This is a genomic window from Desulfovibrio diazotrophicus (assembly GCF_902498985.2).
In the GTDB taxonomy this organism is placed as follows: Bacteria; Desulfobacterota; Desulfovibrionia; order Desulfovibrionales; family Desulfovibrionaceae; genus Desulfovibrio; species Desulfovibrio legallii.
Window position 1 is genome coordinate 1,004,217 of the sequence record NZ_OX346397.1, and the last position, 13,822, is coordinate 1,018,038.

Genomic DNA, 13,822 nt, shown 5'->3' on the forward strand with positions numbered 1-13,822 from the left:
TCCGGGCGAACCTCTGCCCCGCAGCCGCCATGCCAACACCATTCCCCCGTCCTCTTGACACTCTCCCCCGCAATCCTTTTGAGGACCCCGCGCTGGAGCCCTACCGGCCATTTTTGCAGGCCCGCAGCCGACGCTTTGCCGCCGAGGCGGAACGCATCCGCAGCCGTTACGGTTCTCTGCGGGCCTATGCCAACCTGCACCGGGTGCTGGGGCCGCATCTGCTGCGCAGGCCGGGGGGCGGTCGCGTCTGGCGGTGGCGGGAATACCTGCCGCAGGCCGAAGCCGTCTGGCTGGTCACGGACAAAGGACGGTTTCAACGCCACGCCCGTTGTCGCTTTCAGCGGCTGGCCGGAGATATTTTTGAACTGGTTCTGCCCGAAGCCGCCCTGGGGCACGGCAGCTATGTGGAACTGCGCGTGCAGCCCCGGCCTCAGGACACGGACAATAACACCAGCGCCGCAGAAGCCGGCCTCCTCAAACGCGTGCCGGCCTTTGCCGTCTGGGTGGAACAGGACGCGCTAACGCCCACCCAGTGGTGCGCCCGCATTTGGCGGCCGGAACAGCCCTACCGCTTTCGCCGCCGTCGGCCGGCGCGCACGCCCTTTCCGCGCATTTACGAGGCCCATGTGGGCATGGCCCAGGCCGATACGGACCACCACGGCGAACGTGTAGGCAGCTATACGGATTTTATCCGGCAGGTGCTGCCCCGCATCAAGGCCGACGGCTACACAGCCGTGCAGCTCATGGGCATTCTGGAACATCCGCTCTACCGCTCCTTCGGCTATCAGGTCAGCAGCTACTTTGCGCCCACCTCCCGCTGCGGCACGCCGGACCAGTTCAAGGCTTTGGTAGACGCCGCCCACGGCCTGGGTCTGGCCGTGCTGCTGGACATTCCCCACGGCCACGCCTGCCCCAATACCGAGCAGGGCCTGGCCGCCTATGACGGCAGTCCGTATTTTTTCAAGCCCCAGTACAATCAGTGGGGCACGCCTTCTTTTGACTTCAACCAGGAGACGGCGCGGCGTTTTCTGCTCTCCAACTGCCGCTACTGGCTGGAAGAGTTTCGTGTGGACGGCTTCCGCTTTGACGCCGTGGGCAACATTCTGTATCTGGATCACGGCCTGGACGACGATTTTTCGCATGCGGGACGCTGCTTTTACGGCAAGGACAATCAGCCCCGCGCCGACGCGGACGGCGAACTGTACCTCTGCCTGGCCAACGCCCTGACGCACGAAATCCACCCCGCCGCCGTGACCATAGCCGAAGAATTTTCCGGCATGCCGGGCCTGACCTGTCCGCCCGAAGCGGGAGGGCTGGGCTTTGACTACCGCTTTGCCATGGGCATTCCCGACTACTGGGCCAAATGCGTGCAGAGCCCGCGCGATATGGGCAGCCTGTGGCACGAGATGACCAACCACCGCCCCTATGACCGCACCATCAGTTATGTGGAGTGCCACGACCAGTGCATTAACGGCGAAGACGCCATGATCTGGCGGCTGCTTGGCCCGGCCATGTATACCGGCATGGGCCTGGCTGCGGAAGACTGGAAGATCTCGCGCGGGCTGGCCTTTTACCGGCTCATGCGCTTTATCACCCTTGCCACCGCGGACGCGGGCTACCTCAACTTTATGGGCAATGAATTCGGCCATCCGGAATGGCTGGACGCCGAAGCCCACGCCCATAGGCTATGGCGGCTGGCCGAGCGGTCGGACCTCAAATACGCCGCCCTGGCCGCCTGGGACAAAGCACAACTGCTGGAGCTGGTGCGGCCTTTCCTGTGCAATTTTAGCACAGCCCCGCTGTTCCGGTACATCCATGAAGACAAACGCCTACTGGCCTTTGAACGGGGCAGATTGCTGCTGGCTTTTAACTTCCACGAGCTGACGCCCAACAGCGACGTGACTTTTGGCGTAACGCCGGGCCGCTATGTAGAGTTGCTTTCTTCAGACGAACCCCGCTTTGCCGGACACGGCAATCTGGACCCGCGCAGCCGCCCCACAGAACACTTTACCCGTCCCGGCGACTTCACGCCCAAGACCGGGCTGGAAGACATCACCCTCTACCTGCCGCCCTTGGTGGGCCTGGCCCTGTACCGGACCTGAACATTATCTGCTCTTTTTTCTGAAATTTTCTTGACAGCAGGACGGTTGCCGCGTAAGAACATTTCTCGCGTCGGGATGTAGCGCAGTCTGGGAGCGCACTTGAATGGGGTTCAAGGGGTCGAAGGTTCAAATCCTTTCATCCCGACCAGAGATTTAAAGGGAATTCATGGAAACATGAATTCCCTTTTCTCGTTGGGGGATATGGGGACCACCTCTCTCTGCGAATCGCTGTCCCCGTTTTTGAGGTAGAGCCCCTATACCCCAAGCGGCGGCAAGGCCTCCTCAGAAAAAAGACGCAATTCTTTTTCCAGCAGTAAACGCGCCCACAGTCCCTGGCCGGACCGCAACACGCCGCTGAAAGAGCCGTCATAAACCTGCCCCGCACCGCAGGAAGGCGAACGACTCTTGAGGATGGCGGCTGTGCAGCCTTGCCGCAAGGCCAGGTCGGTCGCCCTTTGGGCTCCCAGCATAAAGGCTGCGGTCACATCCACACCGTCGCATGTGCACACGCGCTCGTGGTGAAGTTCACAAGGCGGGCGCGGCGTAGGCAGGCCGCCCAGCCATTCCGGACAGGCCGGCACAGCACAGCCTGAGGCCACCAGACGCACAACGGCGGAGCAGGTGTTGGCCCTGCCGTCATAGCGACAAGGGATGCCCGCCAGACAGGCGCTGACCACAAAGCGGATTCTCACGGTTGTGCCTCCGAAAACAGACGCCGCGCCCCTACCACTGACGACGCCCCATCATTTGCCGAACTTGCCCAACGACGCCCAAGGTAACGAGACTTTCCGGCGCACAAACGTCCTGTGGCGTCCTTAGGCCCTGTCCACGGCGTAAAAAGCCGTTATCCAGAGCGCCCAAAAGTGGGGCAAAGCCAGCAACGCCCACTCCAGGCAAAACGCAACGCCTGGCAAGCGTACGCGCATGCGCCGGAATGGGCGTCTTTCCAACCATTGAAAAGGCTTACAGGCAAAGGCCGCCACCCCGGAGCCGGACGACCTTAATGCGCCGCGGTACACGGCCGCACGCGACTTTCGTCCCACGAAATTCCTGGGGAAAAAACGACGATGTCCACAACTTTCAGGCGTCGGCATCCTCAGTGGCGGGCAGCAGGGCCGCTTCCCACAATTCCTGATAATACATGCTGGTGCCGGGATTCCAGGCCGTAGCCGTGGCGTGATCATAGCTTTCAGTAATGGGCCAGTCCGTATGCGGGGCCAGGGCGGCCTCAAAGGAAGGGGCTTCCACCACCGCCTCATATTCCAGGTTCAGCGTATAGTTGGGGCCCTTCAGATAACGCAGATGGTAGCGCGGCATAACATATCCTTATGATTATAAGAACACCGGAAGGGGGAACCCCCCTCCCGGTGCGTTACAAGTCTGATCTTTGCCCGGACTAGTGCGTGGTCATCACGAACTTGCTGATGAGAAAGAGCACCACCAGCAGAAAGATGCCCAGACCGATGCTCCAGCGCACGAGCTTCAGTTCAACAGGATCCAGGGGTTCATACTCCATCTTCTGGATTTCTTCATGGAGCTTCACTTCATTGTTATCCATAACTGTAACTCTCCCTTCGTTGGACTACGCACCCACCACAGGCGGGGTCATGCCGTGGAAGAAGGCATAGGAAATGAACAGACCAATCCAGATGATGAAGCCGAACAGGCACACGATGTACACCACGGCGAGCCGGCCGATGCCTTCTTCCTTCAGCTTGTGGAAGTTGGAAACCAGACCGATGCTGAAGAAGGTCAGCAGGAAGAAGAGCACGCGGAAGCCGTTCATGGCGCCGGACATGCCCTTACCGAGCTTGTGCAGCTCAGGCGAGGACAGGCAGATGGTCAGCAGGATCAGGAAGGTGCCCAGATACCCCAGCACGAAGCGGGGGAAGCGGTCCATCACGTCGCCCCAGGTCATGGTGCGCTCGCCGCGGGTCTTATCAAATTTGGCGGTCCAGATGTATGCCAGCACCAGAGCCCAGACGCCGATGAACATATCAATAAAGATTTTGACCGTCGTGGTCACCATCACGATCCAGCCGGGCTCCCACTGGGTGCCCAGACCGGCCATTTTGGCCAGAATCAGCGATTCTGTGATGGCGCCGCTGGCGATGGCGCCGCCGTCGGACTTGACCGCAAGGCCCATCCAGCCGCCGGCCACCATGGGCTCGCTGTACAGGAAGTACTGCGCCGCAAAGGGCAGAATCAGCATTTCAATGCAGGTGAACACAACCACCAGCGAGGAAACCATGATGGGCACCACAGGCCGGGCGCGGATGGCGCCGCCCGTGGCAATGGCCGCGGAAACGCCGCAGATGGAAATGCCCGAAGCCAGAGGCGCGGCCCATTCTTTATTGAACTTGAAGTATTTGCGCGAAATGTAGTACACAAGGGCCCAATAGAGCAGGTACGCTTCCACGATGGCGCAGAGGCCTCGGAAAATGATGTGACCGGCAAAACCGGCAGCATCAGCGGCCTTCACGCCCAATTCCGCACCCAGAATGACGATAGCGATTTTAACAAACAGCTCTGGCCGGCAGGCATCGTGCAACGATTCCGCAAAGTTGGGAGCGAAGTTGCCGATAAAGATGCCCATGAGCAGCGCCACAATCAGGCCCGCTTCCGTGCTCAGTCCCAAGGACCACGTGATGCCCATTTTGCTGAGCTGCGTGGGGTTGGCGGCCACGTAAGCGTTGGCGCCCACGGTGTAGCAGGCGATGCCAATGAAGAAAATGATAGTAAATCCATAAATGAACTTGCCCACATTGCCCTTCATGGCCTTAACGCCGATGGCGAGCAAAGCGGTAATGAACACATAGCTGGCAACCAGCGCACCCCAGCCGGGCAGCATGCCCTTGGTGGCCGAACGCCAGCTGTCCACGGGGTTATCAACCCACATGCCCATTTTGAGAACCCAACCCAACGGATCCAGGCCGACCATTTTGCCGAGGCCCAGAACGAAGATAAAGCAGCCAATCAGCAGGGCGACTTTATCCTCATTATAACCTGCCTTTGTTGATGCCATACCCAAACTCCTCCATGCAGATTATGCAAGTGAACCTAAAACACCATTCCGCCGTCACCTCCCGGCCGCAACAATCGATTTGTATCTGTTTGATACATACGACTGGGCCGACGGGATTTGCCGCGGTAACGACGGAAGAACCACTGAAACTCACTGGCCGCCCGCATTTGGGAACCGCAGTGACGTCTCCACGTCAACTTACCTGTATGCTCGATATTGTCAAGTATTCGTTCAAAGTTTAACAACCGCCGGCGAGGGCGACCGCCTTTCCCTACTTTCGTGCCATGTATGAAATTTTTTAAAAAAATGCCGACATTTTTATTGACAGGGGCACGCCTTTCACATACACCTATCTCTCGCGTTGGGCTGTCGTTCAATTGGCAGGACGGCGGATTCTGGCTCCGCTAATCAAGGTTCGAGTCCTTGCAGCCCAGCCACATATAGGGTGTCCCCATCGTCTAGCCGGCCCAGGACAACGGCCTTTCACGCCGTCGACAGGGGTTCAAATCCCCTTGGGGACGCCAAATGATTCCCATAGGTTACGCTCCAGTAGCCTTGAATTTACCCGGTTCTGTGTACCGGGACTGTGTACCGGCTCTCCTGATTGCCAGATCAGGAGAGCCTTTTTTCTTGGCCGCCCCGTTCGCAAAGTCGAGCACCTTCGCGGGGCCTCTTCCTTCCATTACCGCCAGCACCTTTTGCTCATGCTCCGCTTCGTAGCCAAGGCTCCGCAGATAGCGGGCCGTGGTGTTCGGATTCGTATGCCTGAGCTGGCGCTGCACTACGCTGAGTTCCGTGCCTTCGTTGAACAATATGCTGGCGTGAAGGTGCCGGATGGCATGAAAGCCGAACGGTTTCACCTTAGCGCGTTTGCATATCGTGTCCATGAAATGCCCTCTGGCCCGGTAGGCTTCTCCGGGGTTGTGCCAGGGGCTTGGCGAATCATCAAGGCATGTGAACACCCAGGCCGTCTTGTAGGGCCGCGCTTCCTGCCAGAACAGCAATGCCTCCCGCAAGGGAGCCGCCAGGGGCACCCAATCGTGGCGCATTGATCTGTCGCTGGTTTTGCACGTCCCAAGACGTACCCGGTTCCGTTTGAAGTCGATATCTTCCCATTCCAGGCGGAAGATTTCACTTCGCCTTGCTCCCAAGTAGAAGAAAGCCAGCAACATGGCTTTGTCTTGAGCCTCCGCAACGTTCACCACCTTCCAAAAGTCTTCCTCGCTCGGAACGTAGCGGGGTTTCCGCTGTTCCTTGAAGCGTGGAATAGAAAGAAAAGGATTCGGCGTTGTCGGGAAGCCGTCCATGTAGCGCCTTCCCCATTCCCATGCCGCCGCAAGGTTTTTTCGATCCTTGTTGGCGGAAAAGCCGGAACGGGTATCGTTCTGCTTCTGCAAGTACCTCATAACCATATCCGGCGTGATTGCCTCCAGTTGGGTGACTTTGGTGTGGGAGATAAACATTTTGAACACGCGCACTTTCTCCTTGAAAGTCTGCTTCGTAAACTGCTGCTCGGTGTAGGCGCTGTACCTATTCGCCCATTCCGTAACAGTCGGCGTAACCGTAGGGGTCACTATCGTCTGCTCCGTCAGCATTTGTTCCCTTGTTTCTCTTTCCCACTTGGCGGCGTCCCGTTTCCCTTCCAATCCGTTGGGGAACAGCTTTGTGGCTACGACTTTCTTGTCGATCTTTACCACCGCCCGCCACTGCACACCCGCCTTTGTTGGGTATCGTGTTGGCATCCAGTATTTCCCTTATGCGATTTTCAAAGAACCGTAGGCGTCCTGGTGCAACCCACACGCCACCGTACAATTCAGGATATTTCGTAATTGTTCGACGGTCAACCCCTAAAAGCTCCGCAACTTGCGAAACCGTCATAGGTGCACCAAATTCCTGTTGTAATTCTTTGAGTCCCATAGGCCGCAACTTCTATTTTTTTGGCGTTTTAACGCTTTTTTTCTTAGGAAATTCCTATGTAACAGAATAAAAAAAATCACTCTTTTTCTGGAGTGCCATATTTGTCTTTAAGACGGTTCACCGCCAAAAAGGTATTTACCGATTCCTGCACGGACATTGCCGCCGCCGTCAACGCTTCGCGTGGCGCTGTCGCCCGGCTCGGAGCCTTGGCGACACGGCTTTCACAGAGATCCATCGTCAAATCCAGCAATTCCCGCGCCTTTTCCTCATATTCCCGCAAAGCATCCTCATGCCGTTCCATACGAACCCTCCGTAATGATTATCTGATGCCTTTTCTAATTTCTTTATCCAGCTCCCTTTTCGCAACCGACAAAAGATAACCGAGATCATCCCCCAAGGCTAAAGCCATGCGGCTGGCATCGGCAATCGTGACGCTCTGCGGCTTGCCTGTATGGTAGGTTTTGCTGCGAATTTGCGCCCATTTGGTTGCCGCCGCATTGCCGGACAGTTCCGGCCAGACTTTCACGGCAAACTGGCCTTTCTTGAGGTTGTCCTCTTCCATTCGCATGGCGACAATATCAACAAATTTTCGTTCCAAGCGTTGCGAATAATTTTCTCCGGCCATGCTTCCTCCAATCGGCTACAACTTTTTCTAAAAATTTCCCTACCCGGAAAATCTTTCCTTGTCTATAGGAATGTTCGTAGTTATTTTACGATAAATCCTTACCATCAAGGAACGGTCAAAAGCTATGTATGATGCAATAAATTCACTTGTCAGCATTATTGGATCACATGAAAAGGTCGCTTTTTTTCTCGGATATTCCGATAGACAATACAGGAATATTCGTAGAAAAATTCGTCTTGGGGAAGAACTGCCGCCCCGAATTTCCAATCTGATTATCGTGAAACTGCAAGAAATTCAGCAAAATATCGGAGTAAACCATGTCCGGTAAGCCGTTGCGTCACAACATGGCAAAAGTGGAAATTCTTGGATGTTTGGAAAAAGTCGAGTCCATGCTGTCCCAAGGATTCAGCAAGCGGATCATTTATGAAAGGCTCCTCGACGAAAAACGCCTTTCAATGGCCTATGTCACATTCTGTAAGCTGACGGCAAAAATAGCAAAACCCTCTCCGCTCCCTTTCTCCCAAGAAAACACTCCCTCGGCCTCCATAAAGGCGGTCAGTCCGCCGCCCGCGCAACAAAATCCCCGTCCCGGCCCCCGGATCGTCAATACCGCCAAAGAACCGTTTCCCGATCCTCGCAAGATGAGTCTGGAAGACGGCATTTAACCCTACAGGAGTCTCTACGATGGCAACAGTGCATTTCATTCAGCAAGGCAAGGGCGGCGTGGGCAAATCCATGATTGCGTCGATTCTGTATCAGGTGTTGGGCCTTCTCGGTAAACAGGTCGCCGCCTTTGATACTGACCCGGTAAACGCCACACTGGCCGGGTTCAAGGAATTTGAGGTTACTTGTCTTGATATTCTGAAACACGGCGACATTGACCCGCGCCAGTTTGACACGCTTATCGACGCGATCATGGAGCAAGCGCCGGAAACCCATGTCATTGTGGACAATGGCGCGTCCTCCTTCCTCGCCCTCAACAGCTATATCAAGGAAAACACGATCATCGGCATTCTGGAAGAAGCCGGGCATTCCGTCTTTTTCCATTCGGTTGTCACGGGCGGGCAAGCCATTGGGGATACGGTTCTTGGTTTGCGCTCCCTGGCCCTTGGCTTTCCGGCAACGCCCATTGTGGTCTGGCTGAATCCCTATTTCGGGGAAATCGTCATGGACGGAAAGCCCTTTGAAGAATTCAAGGTCTATCAGGAATTCGCCGCGCAATTTCATGCCATTATCACCATTCCCCAAGGCAACAAGGCCACCATCGGCAAAGACCTGGAAACCCTGTTCGCCAAGCGCCAGAGTTTTGAAACCGCGATCAACTCCGGTCAGTCCATTGTGGTGCGCTCCCGCTTGCAACGCTACCGGAACGAACTGGTGGAAGCCGTGAACAACGCGGCTCTGGTGTAGGGGGAAGCCGTGTCACAAGAAATTTCCCCTGTGGAAGCCGCTGTCTCGCAAGAAACTGACGCTCCCACCCCTCTTGAAACGGAATTGGGCAATGCGCCGGGCGTGGGCCTCACGCTGGAGCAGATCCGTTCCGTGGTGGCAAAGGCGCATAACGTCATGCTGCCCAAAGATGACGCCACATTGATGATCGCCACAATCCTCAATGCCTATCTGACGGAAGTGGACAAACTCCAGGCCCGGCATGAAAAAGGGCTGACCCGGCTCATGGCCGAAAAAACGGACGAATATGTTTCCGGCGTACAAGCGGCGGTAACCCAGCTTTCCACAAGCCTTTCCTCGGCTTCGGTTGAAGGTATCCGCAAAGTTTTTGACGATCACGCGGCCCGGCTTTCAACCTTCAAGAGCAATATCTACCTTGCCGCCGTGATTGTAGGCATGTCCGCTCTCCTGAATGTGGCGGTTTTTATCTTGAAGGCGGTACGGTAATGCTGCGGGCCTGTGACGACCCTCGGCTGCTGGCCGGGCTGCGCCACTCCTGCGGGCCTGTTTTTATGGACGCGCTGGAAAACCCGGAAGTCATAGAAATTATGCTCAATCCTGATGGGACGCTCTGGATTGAAAAGTACGGGCAAGACCATGAATGTGTCGGCACTGTTTTGCCCGCCCAAAGCCGATTGATTCTTTCCCAGGTGGCAAGCGGCCTGAATCTGACGGTTAATGAACGTAGTCCCATAGTGGAAGGCGAATTTCCGCTGGATGGTTCACGATTTGAAGGGACGTTCCCGCCCATTGTCGGCCCCGGCCCTTCGTTCTCGCTCCGTAAAAAAGCCAGCCGGGTGTTTACCCTCCAAGAATATCTGGCTTCCGGCTCCATCACGGCGCGGGTGATCGATATTATCCATGACGCCGTGCTGCGGCGCTGGAATATCGTGGTCGTGGGGGGAACCTCCAGCGGAAAAACTACCTTCGTCAACGCGGTCATTGACGCGGTTTCCACGCTCACGCCCACACACCGCCTGATTATCATAGAGGATACGGCGGAACTCCAATCCAAAAGCCCCAACGCCGTGTTTTTCCGTACATCGGTCATTGCCGATGTTGATATGCGAAAATTGGCGAAGGTCAGTATGCGCTACGCCCCCAAACGTATTCTGATAGGCGAAGTGCGGGACGCCGCCGCCCTGGAACTTCTGAAACTGTGGAACACGGGGCATCCGGGCGGGATAGGCACATTTCACGCGGACAGCGCGGAAGAAGCCTTACCCCGCCTGGAAGAACTGGTAGAGGAAGCGGGCCTTGGCCCCAAGCAGAAATTGATAGGCCGGGCGGTTGATCTGGTGGTGTTCATGGAAAAGACCCCGGACAATCGGCGGCAAATATCAAACATCCTGCGCGTGGATGGCTTTGACCCGAAAACGGACACCTACAAAACGGAGTATCTCTACAAGGTGGAACAAAGCGTATGAAAACGGAACAGGCGCACGATCCCAGCACTCTTCGCTGCGGGAAGTGCAACAAACTTCTGGCAAAGGGTCGCATAGAAGTTGGAGAAATCGAGCTTTTCTGCCCTCGCTGCAAAAGCAGAATCGTCCTGCGGGCTACAAGCCCCAACGCCGCGCCGCATGACGGCCTCTACGGAGATCGTTATGCGCGTAACCAACTTCCTTCCCGCTCGTAGTTCTTCCCTCTCCCGTTTTGCCGTTTTCGGCTTTCTGGCTCTCTGCCTGTGCTTCCCCGACATAGCCGCCGCATCGGGCGGCATCACGGAATTTTCCAGCCCCCTGGAACGGGTGGTGAACACCATCACCGGCCCTGCGGGTAAATGGATTTCCATTGTGGCAATGGCCTTGTGCGGCGTCATTTTTATAATGAATAAAGATGATATAAGCGGCGGATTTAAATTACTTTTATCCGTTGTGTTCGGTATTTCCTTTATCGCCTTCGCCGCTTCCATCGTCAATAGCGTGTTCTCTTTTTCCGGGGCGGTTATATGAGCCGTCCGCTCCCCATTCATCAATCCTTGCACCGCCATGCCCATATCCTCGGCGCGGAAAGGGAACTGGTTATGACCAGCGCCCTGGTCGCGCTGCTGGTGGGCGTGGGCGGTCTGACGGCTGTTTCCATCGTTTCCGCTGCCGGATTTTGGATTATGGCCGTGTTTGCGCTCCGGCGCATGGCAAAGGCTGACCCGATTATGAGCCGGGTTTGGCTGCGGCATATCAAACAACAGGAGTTTTACCCGGCAAAGGCAAGCCGCTGGCGGGCTATAGGGGGTTTCAAATGCTGAAACTCAAAGACTACCGCTCCAGAGCCAAGGGACTGCCGGATTTGCTCCCTTATGCCGCCCTGGTCGCGCCGGGCGTCATTCTCAATAAAGACGGCTCATTTTTGGCTGCCTGGGAAATCCGGGGGCAGGATACGGCCAGTTCCACGCCTGACGAGTTGGCCTTTGTGTCCGCGCAGTTCAATAACGCGATCCGGCTGCTCGGAACCGGCTGGATGCTCCATGTGGATTCCATCCGCAGCAGTCACCGGGCCTACCCCGCGCCGGACAAGGGGCATTTTCCCGATCCGGTCACGCAACTCATTGACGATGAACGCCGGGCTTTTTTCAGTGGCAACAGATGTTTCAGCACCAGCACAGTCTTTTCCGTTACCTATAAGCCGAATTTTGAGGCTGCAAAGTTGGCCGGGAGAGTACAAGCGGGAACAGCGACAAGCCCCGTGCTGGAAAAAGCCTTGGGGCAGTTCCAAAACACCCTGGAAGAACTGGAAGATGCCTTGTCTTCGGTTCTGTATATGCAGCGGCTCACGGAATATGAGGCGTATTCCGATGATGGCGAAGCCTATACACAATCTGACCTTCTTTCCCATATCCAGCATTGTGTTTCCGGCGATTTGCACCCGCTGCGAGTGCCGAGAAAGGCCATGTATCTGGATCACCTTCTCGCCGGGAATGATCTGGTCGGGGGAGTCATCCCCCGACTCGGCGGGAAGCATCTTGCGCTGATTTCCATTGACGGGCTGCCGCAAGAATCCTTTCCGGCCATGTTTGCGGATTTGGAATCTCTCCCTTTGGAGTATCGGTTTTCCACGCGCTTTATCTGCCTCGACCAGTACGATGCCACAAAGGAAATCGACTCCTACCGCAAGGGCTGGCGGCAACAGGTTTACAGGTTTCTTGACCAGTTCTTTAACAACCCCAACGCCCGCGCCAACCGTGACGCGCTGCTGATGGCCGAAGACGCGGAAACCGCCATGACCGAAGTGCAGGGCGGTTATGTGGGTGCTGGCTACCTGACTTCCTGCATCGTCCTGATGCACGAGAATCAGGAGCAGTTGCAGGATTGGGCGCGGGAACTGCGCCGGAATATCCAGACGCTTGGTTTCGGCTGCCGGATCGAAAACATCAACGCCCTGGAAGCGTGGCTTGGAACGCATCCGGGCAATGGGTACGCCAATCTGCGGCGGCCTATGGTCAATACGCTGAACCTGGCTGACCTGTTGCCGCTGGCTTCGGTCTGGACGGGCTCCCCCGTCTGCCCCTGCCCCTTTTATCCGCCAAACTCCCGGCCCCTGGCTGTGTTGACCACGGATAAAAGTACGCCGTTCTGGTTCAATATTCATGTGGGCGATCTCGGCCACACATTGATTTTCGGGCCGACTGGCGCGGGTAAATCCACACTGCTGGCAACCCTGGCAGCGCAGTTCCGTTGTTATGAAAACGCCCGCATTTACGCTTTTGACAAGGGCATGAGCATGTTTCCGCTCTGCCTTGGGGCTGGCGGGACGCATTATAACATCGGCAATTCCGACCAGCTCTCATTCGCGCCGCTCCAGCGCATTGATTCCGAAGCGGAACGGGCCTGGGCGGAAGAATGGATCGCTTCCCTCATGGAGTTGCAGCAGATCACGGTAATGCCGTCACACCGCAACGCCATTCACGCGGCAATGCTGGACTTGTCGGCACAGCCGGAAAATCTGCGCTCCCTGACCAGCTTCTATCACATCGTACAGGATAATCAGATTAAAGAGGCTATCCAGCACTACACCGCGCAAGGGGCAATGGGGCGGCTGCTGGATGCGGATACGGACGATCTGACCCTTTCGCCGTTCATGGTCTTTGAAATTGAAGACCTGATGAACCTGGGCGACAAAAACCTGATTCCGGTTCTGACCTATCTCTTTCACCGCATTGAAACGTCCCTGGACGGAACGCCGACAATCCTTGTGCTGGATGAAGCCTGGATCATGCTCGGCCACCCGGTATTCCGGGCGAAAATCAGGGAATGGCTGAAAGTCATGCGTAAGGCGAATTGCGCGGTGATCCTTGCCACGCAAAGCCTTTCGGACGCGAAAAACTCCGGTATCCTTGACGTTCTGGCTGAATCCTGCCCGACAAAAATATTCCTGCCCAACCTCACGGCCACACAGGAAGCGCAACGCGAACTCTACATGGGCATGGGCCTGAATGAAATCCAAATCAACATTATCGCCCGCGCCACGCCGAAGCGCGATTACTACGTTGTCTCGCCGTTGGGGCGGCGGCAAGTGCAGCTTGCTCTTGGCCCTAAAACGCTGGCCTTTGTCGGCGCGTCAGACAAGGAAAGCATTGCCCGGATTCAGGAGCTTGCGGCGGAATACGGGGGCAACGGCTGGCAACACGAATGGCTGCGGGAAAGAGGCGGAGCGTGACCGATTACTGCGTCAAAGACCGCTTTTTGCTCCGGTCATGGACGAGAA

16 protein-coding genes and 3 tRNA genes are annotated in these 13,822 nt (G+C 56.4%); 12 read left to right on the plus strand and 7 right to left on the minus strand.

Features of this window, described 5'->3' with window-relative positions:
- Window positions 1-29: 29 nt before the first annotated feature.
- On the plus strand, window positions 30-2,102 hold the full coding sequence (locus tag J7I12_RS04305; RefSeq protein ID WP_208360967.1) for an alpha amylase C-terminal domain-containing protein: 2,073 nt from the start codon (window positions 30-32) through the stop codon (window positions 2,100-2,102).
- A gap of 71 nt (window positions 2,103-2,173) precedes the next feature.
- Window positions 2,174-2,250: transfer RNA gene (locus tag J7I12_RS04310), tRNA-Pro, on the plus strand.
- A gap of 106 nt (window positions 2,251-2,356) precedes the next feature.
- Here the strand turns inward: J7I12_RS04310 and J7I12_RS04315 are convergent.
- From J7I12_RS04315 to J7I12_RS04330, 4 genes are all read right to left on the minus strand, one after another.
- The gene (locus J7I12_RS04315; protein ID WP_118230037.1) at window positions 2,357-2,794 is read right to left on the minus strand and encodes a 2-thiouracil desulfurase family protein; all 438 of its coding nucleotides are present in this window, start codon (window positions 2,792-2,794) and stop codon (window positions 2,357-2,359) included.
- Window positions 2,795-3,182: 388 nt separating this feature from the next.
- Window positions 3,183-3,419, minus strand: a complete 237-nt coding sequence (locus J7I12_RS04320) for a hypothetical protein (protein WP_118230038.1) — start codon at window positions 3,417-3,419, stop codon at window positions 3,183-3,185.
- A gap of 79 nt (window positions 3,420-3,498) precedes the next feature.
- Complete coding sequence (locus J7I12_RS04325; protein ID WP_118230039.1) at window positions 3,499-3,660, minus strand: bacteriocin-type signal sequence; 162 nt, start codon at window positions 3,658-3,660, stop codon at window positions 3,499-3,501.
- Between the two features lie 24 nt (window positions 3,661-3,684).
- Complete coding sequence (locus tag J7I12_RS04330; RefSeq protein WP_118230040.1) at window positions 3,685-5,127, minus strand: putative sulfate exporter family transporter; 1,443 nt, start codon at window positions 5,125-5,127, stop codon at window positions 3,685-3,687.
- Between the two features lie 362 nt (window positions 5,128-5,489).
- Between J7I12_RS04330 and J7I12_RS04335 the strand changes: the two genes are divergently transcribed.
- Both J7I12_RS04335 and J7I12_RS04340 read left to right on the plus strand, forming a co-directional pair.
- Window positions 5,490-5,564 (plus strand) — tRNA-Gln (locus J7I12_RS04335).
- A 10-nt stretch (window positions 5,565-5,574) separates the two neighbouring features.
- A tRNA-Glu gene (locus J7I12_RS04340) sits at window positions 5,575-5,651 on the plus strand.
- Between the two features lie 15 nt (window positions 5,652-5,666).
- On the opposite strand, the gene J7I12_RS04345 is transcribed toward J7I12_RS04340, so the two are convergent.
- From J7I12_RS04345 to J7I12_RS04355, 3 genes are all read right to left on the minus strand, one after another.
- A complete protein-coding gene (locus J7I12_RS04345) occupies window positions 5,667-6,869 on the minus strand; it encodes a tyrosine-type recombinase/integrase (RefSeq protein WP_498794055.1) in 1,203 nt (400 codons plus the stop codon).
- Between the two features lie 251 nt (window positions 6,870-7,120).
- Complete coding sequence (locus J7I12_RS04350; protein ID WP_208360971.1) at window positions 7,121-7,345, minus strand: hypothetical protein; 225 nt, start codon at window positions 7,343-7,345, stop codon at window positions 7,121-7,123.
- 18 nt (window positions 7,346-7,363) lie between these two features.
- A complete protein-coding gene (locus J7I12_RS04355) occupies window positions 7,364-7,669 on the minus strand; it encodes an immunity protein (protein WP_124791468.1) in 306 nt (101 codons plus the stop codon).
- Between the two features lie 317 nt (window positions 7,670-7,986).
- Here J7I12_RS04355 and J7I12_RS04360 point away from each other — a divergent pair, with 317 nt between their 5' ends.
- Genes J7I12_RS04360 through J7I12_RS04395 form a run of 8 tightly spaced genes read left to right on the plus strand, consistent with a single transcriptional unit; the run spans window position 7,987 to window position 13,774 of the window.
- The gene (locus tag J7I12_RS04360) at window positions 7,987-8,334 is read left to right on the plus strand and encodes a hypothetical protein (RefSeq protein WP_208360973.1); all 348 of its coding nucleotides are present in this window, start codon (window positions 7,987-7,989) and stop codon (window positions 8,332-8,334) included.
- A gap of 19 nt (window positions 8,335-8,353) precedes the next feature.
- Entirely contained in the window at window positions 8,354-9,079 is a 726-nt protein-coding gene (locus J7I12_RS04365; RefSeq protein WP_208360975.1) for a nucleotide-binding protein, read from the plus strand.
- Between the two features lie 9 nt (window positions 9,080-9,088).
- Window positions 9,089-9,565, plus strand: coding sequence for a hypothetical protein (locus J7I12_RS04370; RefSeq protein ID WP_208360977.1), 477 nt, complete (start codon window positions 9,089-9,091; stop codon window positions 9,563-9,565).
- Window positions 9,565-10,545, plus strand: coding sequence for a P-type conjugative transfer ATPase TrbB (trbB, locus tag J7I12_RS04375; protein ID WP_208360978.1), 981 nt, complete (start codon window positions 9,565-9,567; stop codon window positions 10,543-10,545). Before J7I12_RS04370 ends, trbB begins: the two co-directional genes overlap by 1 nt.
- Complete coding sequence (locus tag J7I12_RS04380; RefSeq protein WP_208360980.1) at window positions 10,542-10,757, plus strand: Com family DNA-binding transcriptional regulator; 216 nt, start codon at window positions 10,542-10,544, stop codon at window positions 10,755-10,757. The genes trbB and J7I12_RS04380 overlap by 4 nt, the downstream gene beginning before the upstream one ends.
- Window positions 10,726-11,073, plus strand: coding sequence for a TrbC/VirB2 family type IV secretion system protein (locus J7I12_RS04385; protein WP_208360982.1), 348 nt, complete (start codon window positions 10,726-10,728; stop codon window positions 11,071-11,073). Before J7I12_RS04380 ends, J7I12_RS04385 begins: the two co-directional genes overlap by 32 nt.
- Entirely contained in the window at window positions 11,070-11,366 is a 297-nt protein-coding gene (trbD, locus tag J7I12_RS04390) for a conjugal transfer protein TrbD (protein ID WP_208360984.1), read from the plus strand. Before J7I12_RS04385 ends, trbD begins: the two co-directional genes overlap by 4 nt.
- Entirely contained in the window at window positions 11,360-13,774 is a 2,415-nt protein-coding gene (locus J7I12_RS04395) for a VirB4 family type IV secretion/conjugal transfer ATPase (RefSeq protein WP_208360985.1), read from the plus strand. The genes trbD and J7I12_RS04395 overlap by 7 nt, the downstream gene beginning before the upstream one ends.
- Window positions 13,775-13,822: the final 48 nt, after the last annotated feature.